Annotated in this window: 17 protein-coding genes and 1 pseudogene; 14 read left to right on the forward strand and 4 right to left on the reverse strand. The window is 70.9% G+C overall.

Going from position 1 to position 17,008, the window contains the following annotated elements; genetic code table 11:
* The first annotated feature begins 1 nt into the window (after position 1).
* From ABZ862_RS05935 to ABZ862_RS05945, 3 genes are read left to right on the forward strand one after another with little or no spacing between them, the layout of a single operon-like run.
* Entirely contained in the window at positions 2–979 is a 978-nt protein-coding gene (locus tag ABZ862_RS05935) for an ABC transporter permease (RefSeq protein ID WP_360952871.1), read from the forward strand.
* A gap of 7 nt (positions 980–986) precedes the next feature.
* Positions 987–1,979, forward strand: coding sequence for an ABC transporter ATP-binding protein (locus tag ABZ862_RS05940; RefSeq protein ID WP_360952874.1), 993 nt, complete (start codon positions 987–989; stop codon positions 1,977–1,979).
* A complete protein-coding gene (locus tag ABZ862_RS05945) occupies positions 1,954–3,099 on the forward strand; it encodes a dipeptide ABC transporter ATP-binding protein (protein ID WP_360952877.1) in 1,146 nt (381 codons plus the stop codon). Before ABZ862_RS05940 ends, ABZ862_RS05945 begins: the two co-directional genes overlap by 26 nt.
* A gap of 198 nt (positions 3,100–3,297) precedes the next feature.
* Here the strand turns inward: ABZ862_RS05945 and ABZ862_RS05950 are convergent, their stop codons facing one another.
* The gene (locus ABZ862_RS05950) at positions 3,298–5,433 is read right to left on the reverse strand and encodes a prolyl oligopeptidase family serine peptidase (protein ID WP_360952880.1); all 2,136 of its coding nucleotides are present in this window, start codon (positions 5,431–5,433) and stop codon (positions 3,298–3,300) included.
* A 190-nt stretch (positions 5,434–5,623) separates the two neighbouring features.
* Between ABZ862_RS05950 and ABZ862_RS05955 the strand changes: the two genes are divergently transcribed.
* From ABZ862_RS05955 to ABZ862_RS05965, 3 genes and pseudogenes are all read left to right on the forward strand, one after another.
* The gene (locus ABZ862_RS05955) at positions 5,624–5,818 is read left to right on the forward strand and encodes a hypothetical protein (RefSeq protein WP_360952883.1); all 195 of its coding nucleotides are present in this window, start codon (positions 5,624–5,626) and stop codon (positions 5,816–5,818) included.
* 361 nt (positions 5,819–6,179) lie between these two features.
* A pseudogene (locus tag ABZ862_RS05960) lies at positions 6,180–7,069 on the forward strand (hypothetical protein).
* A gap of 134 nt (positions 7,070–7,203) precedes the next feature.
* Positions 7,204–7,494: a hypothetical protein gene (locus tag ABZ862_RS05965; protein WP_360952886.1), complete on the forward strand. Its 291-nt coding sequence runs from the start codon at positions 7,204–7,206 to the stop codon at positions 7,492–7,494.
* A gap of 4 nt (positions 7,495–7,498) precedes the next feature.
* Here ABZ862_RS05965 and ABZ862_RS05970 read toward each other — a convergent pair whose 3' ends face one another.
* From ABZ862_RS05970 to ABZ862_RS05980, 3 genes are all read right to left on the reverse strand, one after another.
* Entirely contained in the window at positions 7,499–7,711 is a 213-nt protein-coding gene (locus ABZ862_RS05970; RefSeq protein WP_360952889.1) for a DUF397 domain-containing protein, read from the reverse strand.
* A 94-nt stretch (positions 7,712–7,805) separates the two neighbouring features.
* A complete protein-coding gene (locus ABZ862_RS05975; RefSeq protein ID WP_360952892.1) occupies positions 7,806–8,015 on the reverse strand; it encodes a DUF397 domain-containing protein in 210 nt (69 codons plus the stop codon).
* Complete coding sequence (locus ABZ862_RS05980; RefSeq protein WP_360952895.1) at positions 8,012–8,908, reverse strand: helix-turn-helix transcriptional regulator; 897 nt, start codon at positions 8,906–8,908, stop codon at positions 8,012–8,014. The genes ABZ862_RS05975 and ABZ862_RS05980 overlap by 4 nt, the downstream gene beginning before the upstream one ends.
* Before the next feature lie 158 nt (positions 8,909–9,066).
* Here ABZ862_RS05980 and ABZ862_RS05985 point away from each other — a divergent pair, with 158 nt between their 5' ends.
* From ABZ862_RS05985 to ABZ862_RS06020, 8 genes are all read left to right on the forward strand, one after another.
* A complete protein-coding gene (locus ABZ862_RS05985) occupies positions 9,067–9,510 on the forward strand; it encodes an ATP-binding protein (RefSeq protein WP_360953113.1) in 444 nt (147 codons plus the stop codon).
* Between the two features lie 267 nt (positions 9,511–9,777).
* Positions 9,778–10,695, forward strand: coding sequence for a helix-turn-helix domain-containing protein (locus tag ABZ862_RS05990; RefSeq protein ID WP_360952898.1), 918 nt, complete (start codon positions 9,778–9,780; stop codon positions 10,693–10,695).
* Between the two features lie 88 nt (positions 10,696–10,783).
* On the forward strand, positions 10,784–11,167 hold the full coding sequence (locus ABZ862_RS05995; protein ID WP_360953116.1) for a hypothetical protein: 384 nt from the start codon (positions 10,784–10,786) through the stop codon (positions 11,165–11,167).
* Between the two features lie 54 nt (positions 11,168–11,221).
* Entirely contained in the window at positions 11,222–12,121 is a 900-nt protein-coding gene (gene mshB / locus ABZ862_RS06000) for an N-acetyl-1-D-myo-inositol-2-amino-2-deoxy-alpha-D-glucopyranoside deacetylase (protein ID WP_360952901.1), read from the forward strand.
* Positions 12,118–12,534, forward strand: coding sequence for a DUF6113 family protein (locus tag ABZ862_RS06005; protein ID WP_360952904.1), 417 nt, complete (start codon positions 12,118–12,120; stop codon positions 12,532–12,534). The genes mshB and ABZ862_RS06005 overlap by 4 nt, the downstream gene beginning before the upstream one ends.
* Positions 12,535–12,725: 191 nt before the next feature.
* Positions 12,726–15,059 (forward strand): hypothetical protein, encoded by a 2,334-nt coding sequence (locus ABZ862_RS06010; protein ID WP_360952907.1) that lies wholly within the window; start codon positions 12,726–12,728, stop codon positions 15,057–15,059.
* A 171-nt stretch (positions 15,060–15,230) separates the two neighbouring features.
* On the forward strand, positions 15,231–16,265 hold the full coding sequence (locus tag ABZ862_RS06015) for an ABC transporter ATP-binding protein (RefSeq protein ID WP_360952910.1): 1,035 nt from the start codon (positions 15,231–15,233) through the stop codon (positions 16,263–16,265).
* Positions 16,262–17,002, forward strand: coding sequence for an ABC transporter permease (locus tag ABZ862_RS06020; protein WP_360952913.1), 741 nt, complete (start codon positions 16,262–16,264; stop codon positions 17,000–17,002). The genes ABZ862_RS06015 and ABZ862_RS06020 overlap by 4 nt, the downstream gene beginning before the upstream one ends.
* Positions 17,003–17,008: the final 6 nt, after the last annotated feature.

Here is a 17,008-nt window from a genome sequence, read left to right on the forward strand (position 1 = left end):
CATGCCTGAGCAGTACGACCCCCAGGCCGCGATCTCGGCCGCGGGCATGGGAGGCGCGATGGACCTCGCGACGTCGGAGGGCGAGACCCTGGAGCGGGCCCCGGGCGGCCCGGACGGCACCGGCCCCACCGGGAAACCCCGCTCCCTGTGGTCCGACGCCTGGCGCGACCTGCGCCGCAACCCGGTCTTCATCGTCTCCGCCCTGGTGATCCTCTTCCTCGTGTTCATCTCCCTGTGGCCGTCCCTGATCGCCTCCGGCAGCCCCCTCAAGTGCGACCTGGCCAAGGCCCAGGAGGGCTCCCAGCCGGGCCATCCCTTCGGCTTCGACGGCCAGGGCTGCGACGTCTACACCCGCACCGTCTACGGCGCCCGTACGTCCGTCACGGTCGGCGTGTGCGCCACCCTCGGCGTCGCCCTGCTCGGCTCGTTCCTCGGCGGCCTCGCCGGGTTCTTCGGCGGCGGCTACGACTCGGCGATGTCCCGCGTCACCGACGTGTTCTTCGCCATCCCCGTCGTCCTCGGCGGTCTGGTCCTGCTGTCCGTGGTGACCACCAACACCGTGTGGCCGGTCATCGGGTTCATGGTGCTGCTCGGCTGGCCGCAGATCTACCGCATCCAGCGCGGCGCCGTCATCACCGCCAAGGAGAACGACTACGTCCAGGCCGCCCGCGCCCTCGGCGCCTCCCACTCCCGCATCCTGCTGCGCCACATCACCCCCAACGCCATCGCCCCGGTGATCGTCGTCGCGACCATCGCGCTCGGCACCTACATCGCCCTGGAGGCGACCCTGTCGTACCTCGGCGTCGGCCTGAAACCGCCGTCGGTCAGCTGGGGGATCGACCTGTCCGCGGCCTCCCCCTACGTCCGGCAGGCCCCGCACATGCTGCTGTGGCCGGCCGCGGCGCTGGCGATCACCGTCCTGGCGTTCATCATGCTCGGCGACGCGGTGCGCGACGCCCTCGACCCGAAGCTGAGGTGACGGCCGCATGCTGCTCGACGTACGCGACCTGCACGTGGAGTTCCGCACCCGCGACGGGATCGCCAAGGCCGTCAACGGGGTCAGCTACGCCGTCGACGAGGGCGAGACGCTCGCCGTGCTCGGCGAGTCCGGCTCCGGCAAGTCGGTGACCGCGCAGGCCGTCATGGGGATCCTCGACATGCCCCCGGGCCGGATCACCGGCGGCGAGGTCCTCTTCCAGGGCCGGGACCTGCTGAAACTGAAGGAGGAGGAGCGGCGGAAGGTCCGCGGCGCCGGAATGGCGATGATCTTCCAGGACGCGCTGTCCGCCCTCAACCCGGTGCTCTCCGTGGGCGACCAGCTCGGCGAGATGTTCACCGTGCACCAGGGGATGTCCCGCAAGGACGCCCGCGCCAAGGCCGTCGAGCTGATGGACCGGGTGCGCATCCCCGCCGCGCGGGAACGGGTGCGGCAGTACCCCCACCAGTTCTCCGGCGGGATGCGCCAGCGCATCATGATCGCCATGGCGATGGCCCTCCAGCCCGCCCTCATCATCGCCGACGAGCCCACCACCGCCCTCGACGTCACCGTCCAGGCCCAGGTCATGGACCTGCTCGCGGAACTACAGCGCGAGTACCGCATGGGGCTCATCCTCATCACCCACGACCTCGGCGTCGTCGCCGACGTGGCCGACCGCATCGCCGTGATGTACGCGGGCCGGATCGTGGAGTCGGCGCCGGTCCACGACATCTACAAGGCGCCCGCCCACCCCTACACCCGCGGCCTGCTGGACTCCATCCCACGGCTCGGACAGAAGGGCCGGGAGCTCTACGCCATCAAGGGCCTGCCGCCCAACCTCATGCACATCCCGCCCGGTTGCGCCTTCAACCCGCGCTGCCCCATGGCGCGGGACGTGTGCCGCACCGACGAACCCCCGCTGTACGAGGTGGACGAACACCGGGGCAGCGCCTGCCACTTCTGGAGGGAGTGCCTCGATGGCCGTGGCCGAGCCGATTCTTGAGGTCAGCGGACTCGTCAAGCACTACCCGCTCACCCAGGGCGTCCTGTTCAGGAAGCAGGTCGGCGCCGTGAAGGCCGTCGACGGCGTCGACTTCACCCTCGGCCGGGGCGAAACCCTCGGCATCGTGGGGGAGTCGGGCTGCGGCAAGTCCACGGTCGCCAGGATGCTGGTCAACCTGGAACGGCCGACGGCGGGCGCGATCCGCTACAAGGGAGAGGACGTCACCGCACTGTCCGGGCGGGCCCTGAAGGCGGTACGGCGCAACATCCAGATGGTGTTCCAGGACCCGTACACCTCCCTCAACCCCCGCATGACCGTGGGTGACATCATCGGGGAGCCGTACGAGATCCACCCCGAGGCCGCGCCCAAGGGCGAGAGGCGCCGCAAGGTGCAGGACCTGCTGGACGTCGTCGGACTCAACCCCGAGTACATCAACCGCTATCCGCACCAGTTCTCCGGCGGCCAGCGCCAGCGCATCGGCATCGCGCGCGGGCTCGCGCTGCGTCCGGAGGTCATCGTCGCCGACGAGCCGGTGTCGGCGCTCGACGTGTCCGTGCAGGCGCAGGTGATCAACCTGATGGACCGGCTCCAGAACGAGTTCGAGCTGAGCTACGTCTTCATCGCGCACGACCTGTCCGTCGTGCGGCACATCTCCGACCGGGTCGGGGTGATGTACCTCGGCCGGATCGTGGAGATCGGCACCGACACCGAGATCTACGATCGCCCCACGCACCCCTACACCCAGGCCCTGCTGTCCGCCGTGCCGGTGCCCGACCCGGAGGCCCGGGAGCAGCGGGAGCGGATCATCCTCGCCGGTGACGTGCCCTCACCGACGAACATCCCGTCCGGGTGCCGGTTCCGCACCCGGTGCTGGAAGGCGCGGGAGCGGTGCGCGCTGGAGGTGCCCCTGCTGGCGGTGCCCGCGGAGTTCCGGGAGGTGGGCGGCCCGGTGGCGCATCCTTCGGCGTGCCACTTCGCGGAGGAGAAGCGGGTGGTGCCGGCGGAGGCCCCGCGGCAGCGGATGCCGGGGAGGCGGCCCGTCGCGCCGGACGAGGGGCGCTTCGTGCCGCCGGAGCCGGAGCCGGAGGGGGATCCGCGGCGGGATCCGGAGGACGGGTGAGGACGCGGGCGGAGGGTGCCCGGGAACGGCTCTGGGCACGGTCTCGGGGAACGGCAACGGGCCGGGGTGACATGGCGCACCCCGGCCCGTTTACGGCACCCGCACGGCCGTACGCTGTTCAGCGTCGCGCGTCCGTATATCGGTACCGATTCCGCGAAGTTGCCTGCGTGTTAAAGCAGTTCGCGCAGGTTTGTGTGCTTATCGCGGGAGTTTGAGGGAGCGCCGCAGGAAGTCCAGCTGGAGCCGCAGCAGGTTCTCGGCGACGGTCTCCTGCGGGGTCATGTGGGTGACCCCGGAGAGCGGCAGCACCTCGTGCGGGCGTCCGGCGGCCAGCAGGGCCGAGGAGAGCCGCAGGGAGTGGGCGACCACCACGTTGTCGTCGGCGAGCCCGTGGATGATCATCATCGGGCGGTGCGGCTCGGCCGCGTCGACCAGGCCGGCGTCGTCGATGAGGGAGTTGCGCCGGTAGACGTCGGGCTGTTCGTCCGGGTGGCCGAGGTAGCGCTCCTGGTAGTGGGTGTCGTAGAGGCGCAGATCGGTGACCGGGGCGCCGACGACGGCCGCGTGGAAGACGTCCGGGCGGCGCAGCACCGCGAGGGCGGCGAGATAGCCGCCGAAGGACCAGCCGCGGATGCCGACCCGGGTGAGGTCGAGCGGAAAGTCGCCGGCGAGCGCCTGGAGGGCGTCCACCTGGTCCTGGAGGACGACCGCGGCGATGTCGTCCCGGACGGCCTTCTCCCAGCCGGGGGAGCGCCCGGGGGTGCCCCGCCCGTCGGCGACGACGACCGCGAAACCCTGGTCGGCGAACCACTGCGAGGTGAGGTGCGGGGTGTGCGCGGCGGTCACCCGCTGCCCGTGCGGACCCCCGTAGGGGTCGACCAAAACCGGAAGGGGCGATGTGTTGTCGTAGTCCTGTGGCATAAGCACGGCGCACGGGATGCGGCGTGCGCCCCCGTGGACGAGCGTCATCCGCGGGGACATACCGGGGTCTTCGGCGTACGACGCGATCACCGCGGCCCGCTTGCCGTCGCGCAGCACCTCCGCCCGGGTGCCTGGCCGGTCCGGTACCGCCGACACCAGTACCGTGACGCCTCCGGCGCGCACGGCGGAGTGCACGCCGGGCTCCTGCGACACGCGCTCCAGGCCGAGTTCGTTCACCCGGTACACATGCACCTCGCCGATCTCCGGCGCCTCGGCCTCCTCGCCCGCGGAGGCGGAGATCAGCACGTCATCGGCGGTGACGTCGAGAACGGCACGGACGTGCAACGCGGCTCCGGTGAGCGGGCGTTCACCGACGGCGAGGATGCGCGCGCCGCCCTCGTCGGCCATCCGGACCAGCTGCCCGGCGGGACTCCAGCAGGGCACGCCAGGGAAAAGATCCAGCCATTTCGGGTCTTCGTCGGCATGTACCATCCGCGTGGTCCCGGAGTCCGGGTCGACGGCCAGACAGAGCTGGCTGCCCTGGTCACGGGCCTGTACCAGGATCAGCGGCGCCCCGGCCCCTGACCAGTGCACTCGCGCCAGATACGGATACCGGGCGCGGTCCCACCGCACCTCGGTACGGTCACCCTCCAGGGTGATGACGAACAGCCGTACGTCAGCGTTGGGGGTGCCCGCCGCGGGGTAGGCGACGTGGTGTGGCTCACGTCCGGGATGGGCGGGGTCGGCGATCCACCACCGGTTCACCGGCGTGTCGTCCACGCGCGCGACCAGCAGACGGTCCGATTCCGGGGCCCACCAGAAGCCCCGGTAACGCGCCATTTCTTCGGCGGCGATGAACTCGGCGAGTCCGTAGCAAACCGTTCCGTAACCCTCCACCTCCTCGGGCTCGGCAAGCGCACGTTCTGCGTCACCTTCGGCGCCCACGACCCGCAGCGCGCCGTGGGCGACGTAGGCGATGTGCCGCCCGTCGGGGGAGGGCCGGGGGTCGATCACCGGCCCGGCGGCGGGGAGTTCACGGGCCGTCCCGGCCCGCAGCTCCGCTGTGAACAGCCGCCCGGACAGGGCGAAAGAGGCCAGCTCAACGGCCGCGTCGGTGGCGTACCCGACGATTCCGGCACCGCCCTCACGGCTGCGCTCGCGGCGGGCGCGCTCCTCGGGCGGAAGGTTCTCCTCGGCGCCTCCGAGGAGGGCGCGCGGGTCCGCGGCCAGGCGCTCCTGCCCGGCGTCCACATCGAGAACCCACAGGGAGTTGGCCCGGTCGGTGCCGGAGGAGGAGCGCAGGAAGGCGACGCGGGAACCGTCCGGCGCCACGGTGAACGCGCGCGGCGCGCCGAGGGTGAACCGCTGGGTACGGGCGTGCCGGCGGGGGAAGGAAGCAGGCTCGGTCGTCATGCCACGACCATATTGGCCATGCGCCCCCTTGTGCGGCTGTGCGCCGATCGATGCGCGAGTGGGGATAGTTATGATCACTAGCGGTGAGTGGGTATCAACCTGCTGGCAACCGCGCAGAATTGTTCTACCGATCTACTGCCCCCATAGTCCGACTCCCCCGTGTCCCCGGGATCTTTGGAGGTGAGCCGCCGTGGCACTCTCGATTTCGGCGGTGGTGCTGCTGGCGATCATCGTCTTCTTGCTGATCAAGAAGTCAGGTCTGAAGGGCGGTCATGCGGCTGTCTGCATGCTGCTCGGCTTCTACCTGGCCTCGTCGACCATCGCGCCCACGATCAGCGACCTGACGACGAATGTGGCAAGCATGATCGGCAGCATCAAGTTCTGACGCCCCCTCCGGAGGGGGACCCGCGACCACCGGCGTGCCCGGCGGACCTTGCCCGGCCGCACAGCCGCCACATCTCACGACACGAGCCCGTGCCTTTCCCACCGGGGGAGGCATGGGCCTTCGGCGTGCCCGCGTTCGCGTTCCCGTTGCAGAACGGCCCGTCAATTCCGCAGCGCAAACGCACCCATGTGAGTGAACAACCGCTGCTCAGCTGGATATCAGCGCGCTTTTCAGACCATGCTCACGGCAACCGCAAACATGCGGACGGCCCCGCCGGGACCGGCGATCCCAACGCGCGGGCCGGGACACCACCGCGGAAGGTGTGCGAACGCCCTCCGCGCCCGCCGCACCAAGGAAACCCATGGTCAGCTCGCCCCACGAGGCGATGCATCGCATCTTCCAGGAACATCCCGGACTTCTCTCCGCGGTCTCGACGGTCCTGGGCGTCCACCTCACCGTGCCCGACACGGTGACCCTCCTGCCCACCGACCTCACCGAGGCCAGACCCCTGGAACGCCGCGTCGACACCCTGCTGAAGTACGACGCGGAGCACGAGGAGGACTCCTTCGTCCTCGCCGTCGAGGCCCAGGGCGCCAAGAACCCCGGCAAGCCGGCGAGCTGGGCGTACTACGCCGCGTACCTGCACGCGAAGTACGGCGTCCAGCCGGTCCTCCTGATCGTCTGCCAGGACCGCGCGACCGCCGAATGGGCGGCCCGCCCCACCCGCTTCGGCCCCCGGGAACACCCGCTGCTCACCCTGACCCCGCTGGCGCGGGCCCGCACAACATGCCGGTGATCACCACGGCCGCCGAGGCCGGCAAGGACCTGCCCTTCGCCACGCTGTCCGTGATCACCCACGCCAGGAATCCGGACATCGAGGTCATACTGAAGTCCATGGCGACGGCCCTGCGGGACACCCCCTCGGACGTCGCCGCCCCGATCATCGAACTGATCTCCCAGGGCATGGGCACGTACCCGGCCGCCGAGGACTGGAGGAAACTGGTGTCTGTGGACCTTTCGTTTTACACGTCGCCGATCTCCCAGGAGATCCGCGCCGAGGGCCGACAGGAAAGTCGCGCAGAAGACGTCCTGGACGTCTTCGACGTGCGCCGCATGGAGGTTTCCGAGGCCGTCCGTGAACGCATCCTCGGCTGCGACGACCTCGATGCCCTGCGCCGCTGGCACCGCCACGCCGTGATCGCCCCGACGGTCGACGACATCTTCGCCGAGGACGACGTCGCGGACGAGTAGTCCGAAACCACCGACGGGCTCAGCTGCCCGCCCCGTACTTCCCGTGCTGCTGCCTCAGCGCAACGGGGCCGGGCGGCCGGCCCCGTGAACCGGATCGAGCGGCTGCCGAAGCCTGCGAGAAGAGAGAGCCGTCTGTGGACCTTTCGTTTTACACGTCGCCGATCTCCCAGGAGATCCGCGCCGAGGGCGCGGTGCTGCGTGCCGCTGCGGATGTCCTGGGCGTCTTCGACGCGCGCCACATGGAGGTCCCCGAGGCCGTCCGTGAACGCATCCTCGGCTGCGACGACCTCGACGCCCTGCGCCGCTGGCTCCGCCGCGCCGTGATCGCCCCGACGGCCGACGACGTCTTCGCCGCCGACGACGCCACGGACGAGCGGTCCACGCCCGTCGACGGCCTGGCCGGGCCGGAGGCTGAGGGCCGGTAGCCGGTCAGTCTCCGGCCGCGTACGGCACGAAGTCGGTCCATGTCTGATGCGAGAGCGCGAGGCGTGGGCCGACTTCTGTGTGCTTGGAGTCGCGGACGTGGACGGTGCCGGGGGCGGTGGCGATCTCGACGCAGGATTCGCCGTCGGGGCCGCTGCTGTAGCTGCTCTTGAACCAAGTCGGTTCGGAGGCGTTTCCGGTGGAGGCTTCCCAGATCATGTGTCTCCCAGCAGTTGCTCGAGAACAACGGCGGTTGAGCAGTCCGCGCGTGCCGACGACGTGACTTGCCCGGAGGCTGAGGGCCGGTAGCCGATCAGCCTTCGGCTGCGTACGGCACGAAGCCGGTCCATGCGTTCAGGGAGAGCGCGAGGCCGGGGCCGGCGACGTCCTTGGAGTCTCGGACATGGACGGTGCCGGAGGTGACAGCTATCTCGACGCACGAGTCGATCTCACTGCTGCTGCTGTAACTGCTCTTGTACCAAGCCGACTGGGGAACTTCCCTGACCTGGGCGTTATGCATCATGACTCTCCCAGCAGTTGCTCGATGAAGGCCAGCGACTCCTCCGGAGGAAGCGCCTGGGCCCGGATGATGCCATACCGCAGTTCGAGGACACGGAGCTGCCTCGGATCGGACACCGGACGGCCGTTCGCGACGCCCGGGGAACGCCCTACCGCCGAACCGTCCTCGAACTTGAACACCTCGATGCCGCCCTCTGTTCCAGCGTGCTCCTCGCGGTGCATCGGCATCACCTGGATCTCGACATGCCGCAACCGCCCCACCTCAAGGATGTGTTCGAGGAGCCGGCGTCGAAGAGTCCTTCCCCCCAACGGGCGCCGAAGTACCCATTCCTCCTGGACGAAGCTGAGTTCCGGCGACGGCACGCGCTCGAACACCGACTTCCGGGCGTCGCGGGCGGCCACACCACGTTCTACATCCTCGTCCGTGAAGGCGGGGCGACGCATCCTGAACAGCGCCCGTGCGTACTCCGGCGTCTGCAACAACCCGTGGATGTTCAACGGGTCGTAGAGCTGAATCTCAACCGCCTGCCCCTCCAACTTTGCGAGGTCCCGAACCTTTTTCGGATACCGGATCCGTCGCACGTCCTCCTTCATCGCCGAGACCATGCCGTACGCCCGCAACACGTCGTCGGACCTGTCCAGGTACTCGGGCCGGGGGATCCGCCGCCCGCTCTCGATCTTGTAGACCATGTCCTCGCCGTACCCGATGGCGAGTCCGAACTCCGCGGCCCTCAGCCCGGCGGCCTCCCGGCGCAGCTTCAGTTGCCGCCCCACCATCGCGACGACGGCGATGCCCCAGTCGTCGTCCGGGTCCACCTCCCAACCGGGCTCGTCCGCCTCGCTCCTGAGCGGTCCCTGGTCCTGGTCCTGTTCCCTGCTGTCGTCGACCTGCGTCATCACGCATCCCTCCGCCGTGCGGCCGTGCGGCCACGCCTTGACGACTACGGCCTGGCCTGACAGTCGGGACACGACTGGACAACGCGCAGGACAGTGACCGTACGCAACGGGCCGATCACTGTTCACGGTAAGCATGGCTGGCCACTCTGAGTGACGTGATGGACGAAAACCCCACGATCGAGACCCTGACCGACACCACCGTCCGTGAGTTCAGCGTGCAGTTGTCGCCGACGCCCCGCGGGGCCCGCCTGGCCCGGCTGCTCGCCACCGAGCAACTGCGCTCCTGGGAGCTGCCCCTGGACCCGGCGGCGCTCGTCGTGGCGGAACTGGCGAACAACGCGGTCACCCATGGCCGGGTCCAGGGCCGCGACTTCCTGCTGACGCTCCACGTTGTCGCCGGCCTCCTCCGCGTCGAGGTCACCGATACCTCCGGCGACCGGCTGCCGCGCCCTCAGCAGGCCGACGCCGACGCCGAGTCCGGCCGGGGACTCGCCCTCGTCGAGGCGCTCGCCGACTGCTGGGGCTGGATCCCGGGACCGAGCCCTCGAAAGACTGTTTGGGCGGAAATCCGCTGCTCACAGCCGGAACGCGGAAACCCGTGACACGGTGCCGCGGGCGATCCCCGATAAAGGAATGGGGGTGAAAGAACCCGACCAAGCCCCACCCCTCCCGCCCGCAGCGCAAACTCACTCGGCCGGGTGAAACTCGCCGAAAGGGCTGGATTCGGGACCCTGTTCCTGCCCTACTCTCGTGCCATCGCGATCAGCGAGACGAACGAGACGAACCCCCACCCCAGACATGCGACGGCCCCCGCCGGGACAGCAATCCCAGTGCGAGGGCCTGACCACCGAGGAAGTAGGAGCTTCCCGATGGATACGCAAGACACTAGCGTGCCCCCACGCGCCCGGTCCCGTCGGATCGCCGGGAAACCCGCGCACCGACATCCAGAAGGCCGCGTCGGCGGTCTCGTCCACGACAACCGCCACCACTCCGCGCGCTTCACCGTGATCGGCAACCACCTCGCCCAGCACGCCGAGCTGTCGGGACTCGCCATCGGACTCGGCGTCCACATCCAGTCCCTCCCCGCAGGCGCCCAGGTCGACATCAAGACCCTCACCGCCCGCTTTCCCGAGGGATCGGCCCGTATCGCCGCTGCCCTGCGGGAGCTGGAGATCCACGGCTACCTGCGCAGGGACCGTGAACGCCTGTCCGGCGGCCGTATCGTCACCCGCACGACCTCCTGCAACCAGCCCGGAGCGGCGCGGAACGAGGACGAACCCGCCTGTGCGGCCCCCGAGCGGTCTGCGGTGAGGCCGAAGCCGAAGACGAAGCCGGAGACGGCCCGCAAGGCCCTGCCCGCCGTACCGCAGCCCGCCGCGCCCTCACCGGCGCTCATCCAGAAGGCCACCGACCTCCTCACGGACCTGCGCGACTACAACTCCCGCATGGTGCTGTCCGCCTGCGACACCGCCCACCTCGCGCCCGGCGCCGCCGCCTGGCTGGAACGCGGAGTCGCCCCCAGCGCCCTGCGGCACGCGCTGCTCAGCGACCTGCCCCTGGACGGCGTACGGCGCCCGGCCGCCTTCCTGGCGTACCGCCTCGCCGACGGCCTGCCGTCCCCGTCCCCGTGGGGGTCGCCCACCCCCGACACCGGCACCCCGCAGCCACCCGCCCTCCGGCACAAGCTCGTCAACTGCGACGGCTGCGACCACGCGTTCCGCGCCGCGGAGCCCGGCCTGTGCGGTGGCTGCCGTGAGGCGGAGGCGGCGGGATCCGGTACGGCATAGGGAGGGAGCCGGCGAGCGCAGTCCAACCGGGTGCCGGTCCTGTCCGCGTGGCTGGACGCAGGGCCCCGTGCAGCCTGACCAGGACTTGATGGAGGACACCTTGAGCGGCCCGGCCGGTCCCGGACATGATCTGATTCCCCGCCCTGAACAGACGCCCGAAGCCCTGCGCGCGGCCCTCGCGGTGGTCGATCCGGGGCGTCTGGAAGAGATGCGGGACACGAAGGACGATGCCTTCACCAAGGCGGTCGAGTGGCAGTCCTTGAGCCCTGTGCAGAGTTGGGTGCTGCTCTGGGCCCGGGACATCGAGATCGCACGCCGCCCCGGCCTCTCCGCTCGTCATGCACGGGCGAAGGCCGGTCTGGAGCACGAAGACCCGGTGGCCGCCGCAGAAGCGCTGCGGGAACTCGGTGCCGTCCTCGATGAGGCGATGAAGGCGGTCCGTGGGTGCCGGGGTCCGGCCGTTCGGCGGTGAGCGTCACTCCTGTAGGTGTCAAGCCCGGGGGCCCCGGCCTCGTAAGCTGGGGGTATGACGGAACTGGCCGGTCGGCGGCTGCTGCTCGTGCACGCGCATCCGGACGACGAGTCGATCAACAACGGTGCCACCATGGCCCGGTACGCCGCCGAGGGTGCTCATGTGACGCTGGTCACCTGCACTCTCGGTGAGCTCGGCGAGGTCATCCCGGCCGGGCTGCGGCATCTCGGCGGGGACGCGCTGGGGGAGTACCGGCTCGGTGAGCTGACCGCCGCCATGCGCGAACTCGGCGTCGAGGACTTCCGGCTGCTCGGCGGGGCCGGGCGGTACCGGGACTCCGGGATGATGGGGCTGCCCGAGAACCAGGACCCCCGTTCTTTCTGGCAGGCCGACGTGGATGAGGCCGCCGAGGAACTGGTTCAGGTCATTCTCGAGGTGCGGCCGCACGTCGTCGTCACGTACGACGACAACGGCGGGTACGGGCATCCCGACCACATCCAGGCCCACCGCGTCGCCATGCGGGCCGTCGAGCTGGCCGGTGAGGCGGGGTGGCGCGTCGCCAAGGTGTACTGGAACCGGGTGCCCAGAGGCGTCGCTGAGGATGCTTTTGCCCGGCTTCAAGGGGATCTGGACACGCTTCCGTTCGGGCGGGCCGCCGGTATCGGTGAGGTGCCGGGGGTCGTCGACGACGCGCGTATCGGCGCGGTGGTCGGCGGTGCCGAGCACGCCGAGGCCAAGGCCGCCGCCATGCGGGCCCACGCCACCCAGATCACCGTGGCCGACGGCGCACCGTATTTCGCGCTCTCCAATGAGCTTGCCCAGCCCCTTTTCGCGTATGAGTACTACGAACTGGTGCGGGGAGAGTTCGGCGGCGCCGGAGACGGCGGCCGACGGGAAGGTGAACGGGAGAGCGATCTGTTCGCGGGGATCCGAACCGATGGGGTGACCACATGAGTTCCGACCGGCCTTCACTGCTGCTCGCCCAGCCGTTGCGGCGGCCCTCCGCCGGGCGGATCGGCGGATATCTGCTGCTCTTCGTGCTCGGCGCGGCCGTAGGGGCCGCCGGGGCGCTGGTGCAGGCCGGGCTGTTTCCCGGCGGGCTGCTGCTCGCCCTGGCCGGGGCCGGCGGTCTCTTCCTCGGCGGGGCCCGCGCCGCCGGGAGCCGGGCCGGTGCGGTGGCGGGCGCCGCGGGCTGGCTCATCGCCGTCATCCTGCTCACCGCGAGCCGCCCCGAAGGGGACTTCCTCTTCAGTGCGGGCAGCGGTTCCTATCTGTTCCTGCTCGGTGGCATGGCTCTCGCTGTGATCTGCGCCACCGTTGCCCAGGGGCGGCAACCGGACAGCGGTCGGGTCCGACTTGGTAAGTGACGTACCACTTCTCCCCACCTGCCGTGTGCGGTTCCGGGGCGGGTTTCCCCGTCCGGCGTGGATTACACGTCAGAAGTGGCCAGTATGGTGGTGCGCGCCGCCGAGCCGCCCGAGCATGAGGTCGAAGCACGAAGCGTGAGGTCGAAGCATGAGGTCGATACGGGCGGCGGAGCCAACCGGGAGAACCTGCCTTGAGTCGTGAAACTGACACTCCGTCCTCCGGGCCGAACGGCCGCGGAGGCGCCGCGTACCCCTCGGGGACCCCGCCCTACGGCACCCCGAAGGTCTCCGACGCCGGTGCGGACGCGGGCCGTTCGGGCACGCAGTCCGATGACCGCAAGACCGAGACCACGCTGACGACCCGGATCCGGATCAACATCCCCGGATCCCGGCCGATTCCGCCGGTCGTGGTGCGCAAGCCCGTGGCGGACGCCGACGGCTCCGCCACCGCCGACGACGACGGGTACGATCCCGCCGCGTCGCCCGCCGCCACGCCGTCCTCCACCGCCGCGAGCGCGCCCGCCGAGCCGGCACCCCCGGCCCGGGAGAAGCCCGCCAGCGACTGGTTCGCGCCCCGCAAGTCCTCCGGTCCCAAGGCCCTTCCGGGCGGGAGCGGCGGAAACGGTGCCGGCCTTGCCGCCGGTCCGGGGGCCGGCCCGACCGGGCAGACCGGTCCGGGCGGTGCTGCCGGTACGGGTGGCGGTGCGCGGCCCGGCGGTGTCGTCGGGTCCATGAACATGCCCGGCGCCGTCCGCGGCGGTGTCCCCACCAGCGGCACCGGTGGTCTGCCCGGTGCCACCGGCGGCCCCGTGGCCCCCGGGCACGGCGGCGGCACCGGCTCCTTCGACGTCACCGAGGCGCTGTCCGCGGGCACCCGGAGCGGCGGCGCTCCGCGCCCCGGCCAGGGCGGTGCCACGCCGGACGGGCGCCGCGACGACCTCCCGTACTTCTCGGAGACCGCCGACGGCGGCCCCGGCTCCGCCGGGTTCGACGGGTACGACGGCTTCCCGCCGAGCGGCGGCCCCGGTGGCCTTGGCGGTCCCGGCGGTTCCGGTGGTTTCAGCGGTCCGGGCGGTGGCGCGGGCGGTCCCGGCCGTCCGCAGGGTCCGGCGGGTCCGACCGGCGGCCCCGTCACCGGCACCGGCCCGCTCATCCCGCCGGTCGGCCAGAACGCGACCGGTCACAACGGGATCGGTCACAACGGGGTCGGTCGGGCGGCGATCGGCCAGAACGGGGTCGGCGCGGCCGGCCGGACGGCACCCGCCGGCCGCGCCGACGACACCGCGGAACTCACCCCGCAGCCTCCCGCCGGCGGCCCCGGCATACAGGGCTTCGAGGGGTTCGACAGCTTCGGCTCCCCCTCGGACAACGTCTCCGGACACACCGTCACCAGCGGCATCCCCGTCGTCCCGCCGGGCGCCTCCTCCTCGCCGTTCGGGCCCGGCCCCCGGCGCACCCCGCCCCGGCTGCCCGAACCGCCCGCCCAGAACACGCCGGGCGGTCAGGGCAACCAGGCGGGTCAGAGCCCGCAGAGCGGCGGCCAGAGCGCGGCGCCCACCGGCAAGAAGGCGAAGAAGGCCAAGAAGGGCCGCAGCAAGCTCGTCCTGCTCGGCGGTGTCGTGGTCCTCGCCGGATGCGGTGTCTACGGCGCCGGGCTCCTGATGAACCACTCCGACGTGCCCAAGGGCACCACCGTGCTCGGCGTCGACATCGGCGGCGGCACCCGCGACGACGCCGTCAAGAAGCTCGACGACGCCTTCGGCAGCCGGGTGAACCAGCCGCTGAAACTGTCCGTCGGCGGCAAGACGGTCTCGCTCACGCCGGACAAGGCGGGACTCCAGCTGGACGCCGACGCCACGGTCGCGGCGGCCGCCAAGAGCGACTACAACCCGGTCTCCGTGGTCGGTTCGCTGTTCGGGCAGCAGCGGGCCGTGGACCCGGTCATGCCGGTCGACGAGGAGAAGCTTGAGGCCGCCCTCCGGGCCGGCTCCGGCGGCTCCGGATCGGTCGTCGAGGGCAGCATCAAGTTCGAGTCCGGCAAGGCCGTCGCCGTCTACGGCAAGGCGGGCAAGGGCATCGACGCCGCCGCCTCGACCCAGGCGGTCGCGGCGGCGTACCGGACGATGGTGGAGACCGGCACCGCCACCCCGGTCACCGTGCCGACCACCACCCAGCAGCCGACGGTCTCCAACGCCGAGGTCGACCGCGAGATGAAGGACTTCGCGAAGCCCGCGATGTCCGGTCTCGTCACGGTCCAGACCGACGCGGCGCACAGCATCCCGTTCGGCCCCGTGTCGCTGCCGAAGATCCTCGGCGTCAAGGCCGTGAGCGGCAAGCTCGTGGAGACGTACGACCTCGACGCGCTCAAGGCGGCGTACGGCACGACCTTCGACGGTGTGCAGATCCAGACCGCCACCGGGAAGCGGGGCATCCTGCCGCAGGACGTCGTCTCGGCGCTGCGGACGGCGCTGCGCGGCACGACGGCGGCTCAGCGGGTCGGAGTCATCGACACCAGCCCGAACTGAGCCGCGTGGCAAGGCAGCGGGGGAGAGGGGCGTCCGGCGCGGAAGCGCCGGACGCCCCTCTCCGCGTGTCCGCCACCGGCCGTGTCACCGCCTCCGTATGACATCTGTCATCCCGTACCCGGTATCGACGGCACTGCCGTGACCCCACCCCCTGCGGCCAGCATGGTGGGCATGACGACGACATCGGCGCAGACGGCGGCCGGGGACGAGAAGGCCGGGGGGACCACCCCCGGGGACACCCCCGTGGTGGCCTTCGACCAGGTGGGCAAGACCTACGGCGACGGGAAGGTGCGGGCGGTCGACGGCCTCACGCTCCGGCTGCACCCCGGGGAGACCGTGGCCCTGCTCGGGCCCAACGGCGCGGGCAAGTCGACCACCCTCGATCTGCTCCTCGGCCTCAAGCAGCCCGACTCCGGCACCGTCCGGGTCTTCGGCACCGGCCCGCGCGAGGCGATCGTCGCCGGGCGGGTCGGCGCGATGCTCCAGAGCGGCGGGCTGATGGACGGCGTCACCGTCGGCGAACTCGTCCGCCTCGCCTGCGAGTTGCACCCGAAGCCGTACCGGACCCAGGACGTGCTGGCCCGCGCCGGGATCTCCCAGATCGCCGGTCGCAAGGTCGACAAACTCTCCGGCGGCCAGGCCCAGCGGGTCCGCTTCGCCCTCGCCACCGCCGGGGACAGCGACCTGATCGTCCTGGACGAACCCACCACCGGCATGGACGTCTCCGCCCGCCAGTCGTTCTGGGCGACCATGCGCGAACAGGCCGACCAGGGCCGTACGGTCCTCTTCGCCACCCACTACCTCGAAGAGGCCGACGCCATCGCGGACCGCGTACTGGTCCTGCACCGGGGACGGCTGCTCGCCGACGGGACGGCCGCCGAGATCAAGGCACGGGCCGGGGCCCGCCGGATCTCCTTCGACCTGACCGACCTGACCGCCCTGACCGAGCCGTCCGGCCCGGAGAGCCCCGTGGACGAGGCCGCGCTGCGCGGGCTGCCCCACCTGAACTCGATCGAGATATCGGGCTCCACCGTCCGTATCCAGTCCGCCGACGCCGACGCGACCGTCCACGCCCTCTACGGCCTCGGTGTCTACCCCCGCAACCTCGAAGTCGCCGGACTCGGGCTAGAGCAGGCGTTCGTCGCCATCACCGCCGCCGAAGAGGCGAAGGACAGCACCGCAGCCGAGGAGGCCTCGCAGTCATGAACAGCCTGATCAAGCTGGAACTCGTCCGCGCCCTGCGCAACCGCAAGTTCCTGTTCTTCTCCGTGGTCTACCCCTCCCTCCTCTTCCTCCTGTTCGCCAGCGGCTCCGGCGCCGACAGCAAGGTCGACGGCACCGGACAGACCGTCGCCATGTACCTGATGGTGTCGATGGCCTCCTTCGGCGCGCTGACCGCCGTGCTGATGGGCAACAGCGAACGCATCGCCAAGGAACGGGAGAACGGCTGGGTACGGCAGCTGCGGCTGACCGCGCTGCCGGGGCGCGGCTACGTCCTCGCCAAGACGGCGGGCGCGGCCGTGGTGAGCCTGCCGTCGATCGTGGTCGTGTTCGCGGTGGCCGCCGTCGTGAAGGACGTCCGGCTGGCCGCCTGGCAGTGGTGCGCGCTCACCGGCGCCATCTGGGCGGGCAGTCTGGTCTTCGCCGCGCTCGGCGTCGCCATCGGCTATCTCGCCAGCGGCGACGCGGTCCGCCCGATCACCATGATCGTCTACTTCGGGCTGTCCATCCTCGGCGGTCTGTGGATGCCGAGCACCACCTTCCCGCAGTGGCTCCAGGACATCGCCAAATGGCTGCCCACCCACGCGTACGCTGCTCTGGGGCGGTCGATCGAACAGAGTCACGCCCCGCAGCTCCAGGACGTCGCCGTCCTCGCCGCCTTCTTCGTGCTCTTCGCGGGCGGCGCGGCATGGCTGTACCGGAAGGACACGCTGAAGGCGTGAGCGTCA

Origin of the sequence: Streptomyces sp. NPDC047000 (assembly GCF_040644295.1) — a bacterium.
Classification (GTDB): Bacteria; Actinomycetota; Actinomycetes; order Streptomycetales; family Streptomycetaceae; genus Streptomyces.

Bases quoted from the DNA above. Each gene is read 5' to 3' on its own strand.
- ABZ862_RS05935 (WP_360952871.1), top strand. From the start codon at position 2: ATGCCTGAGCAGTACGACCCCCAGGCCGCGATCTCGGCCGCGGGCATG.
- ABZ862_RS05940 (WP_360952874.1), top strand. From the start codon at position 987: ATGCTGCTCGACGTACGCGACCTGCACGTGGAGTTCCGCACCCGCGAC.
- ABZ862_RS05945 (WP_360952877.1), top strand. From the start codon at position 1,954: ATGGCCGTGGCCGAGCCGATTCTTGAGGTCAGCGGACTCGTCAAGCAC.
- ABZ862_RS05950 (WP_360952880.1), bottom strand. From the start codon at position 5,433: ATGACGACCGAGCCTGCTTCCTTCCCCCGCCGGCACGCCCGTACCCAG.
- ABZ862_RS05970 (WP_360952889.1), bottom strand. From the start codon at position 7,711: ATGATCTGGGAAGCCTCCACCGGAAACGCCTCCGAACCGACTTGGTTC.
- ABZ862_RS05975 (WP_360952892.1), bottom strand. From the start codon at position 8,015: ATGATGCATAACGCCCAGGTCAGGGAAGTTCCCCAGTCGGCTTGGTAC.
- ABZ862_RS05980 (WP_360952895.1), bottom strand. From the start codon at position 8,908: ATGACGCAGGTCGACGACAGCAGGGAACAGGACCAGGACCAGGGACCG.
- ABZ862_RS05985 (WP_360953113.1), top strand. From the start codon at position 9,067: ATGGACGAAAACCCCACGATCGAGACCCTGACCGACACCACCGTCCGT.
- ABZ862_RS05990 (WP_360952898.1), top strand. From the start codon at position 9,778: ATGGATACGCAAGACACTAGCGTGCCCCCACGCGCCCGGTCCCGTCGG.
- ABZ862_RS05995 (WP_360953116.1), top strand. From the start codon at position 10,784: ATGGAGGACACCTTGAGCGGCCCGGCCGGTCCCGGACATGATCTGATT.
- mshB (WP_360952901.1), top strand. From the start codon at position 11,222: ATGACGGAACTGGCCGGTCGGCGGCTGCTGCTCGTGCACGCGCATCCG.
- ABZ862_RS06005 (WP_360952904.1), top strand. From the start codon at position 12,118: ATGAGTTCCGACCGGCCTTCACTGCTGCTCGCCCAGCCGTTGCGGCGG.
- ABZ862_RS06015 (WP_360952910.1), top strand. From the start codon at position 15,231: ATGACGACGACATCGGCGCAGACGGCGGCCGGGGACGAGAAGGCCGGG.
- ABZ862_RS06020 (WP_360952913.1), top strand. From the start codon at position 16,262: ATGAACAGCCTGATCAAGCTGGAACTCGTCCGCGCCCTGCGCAACCGC.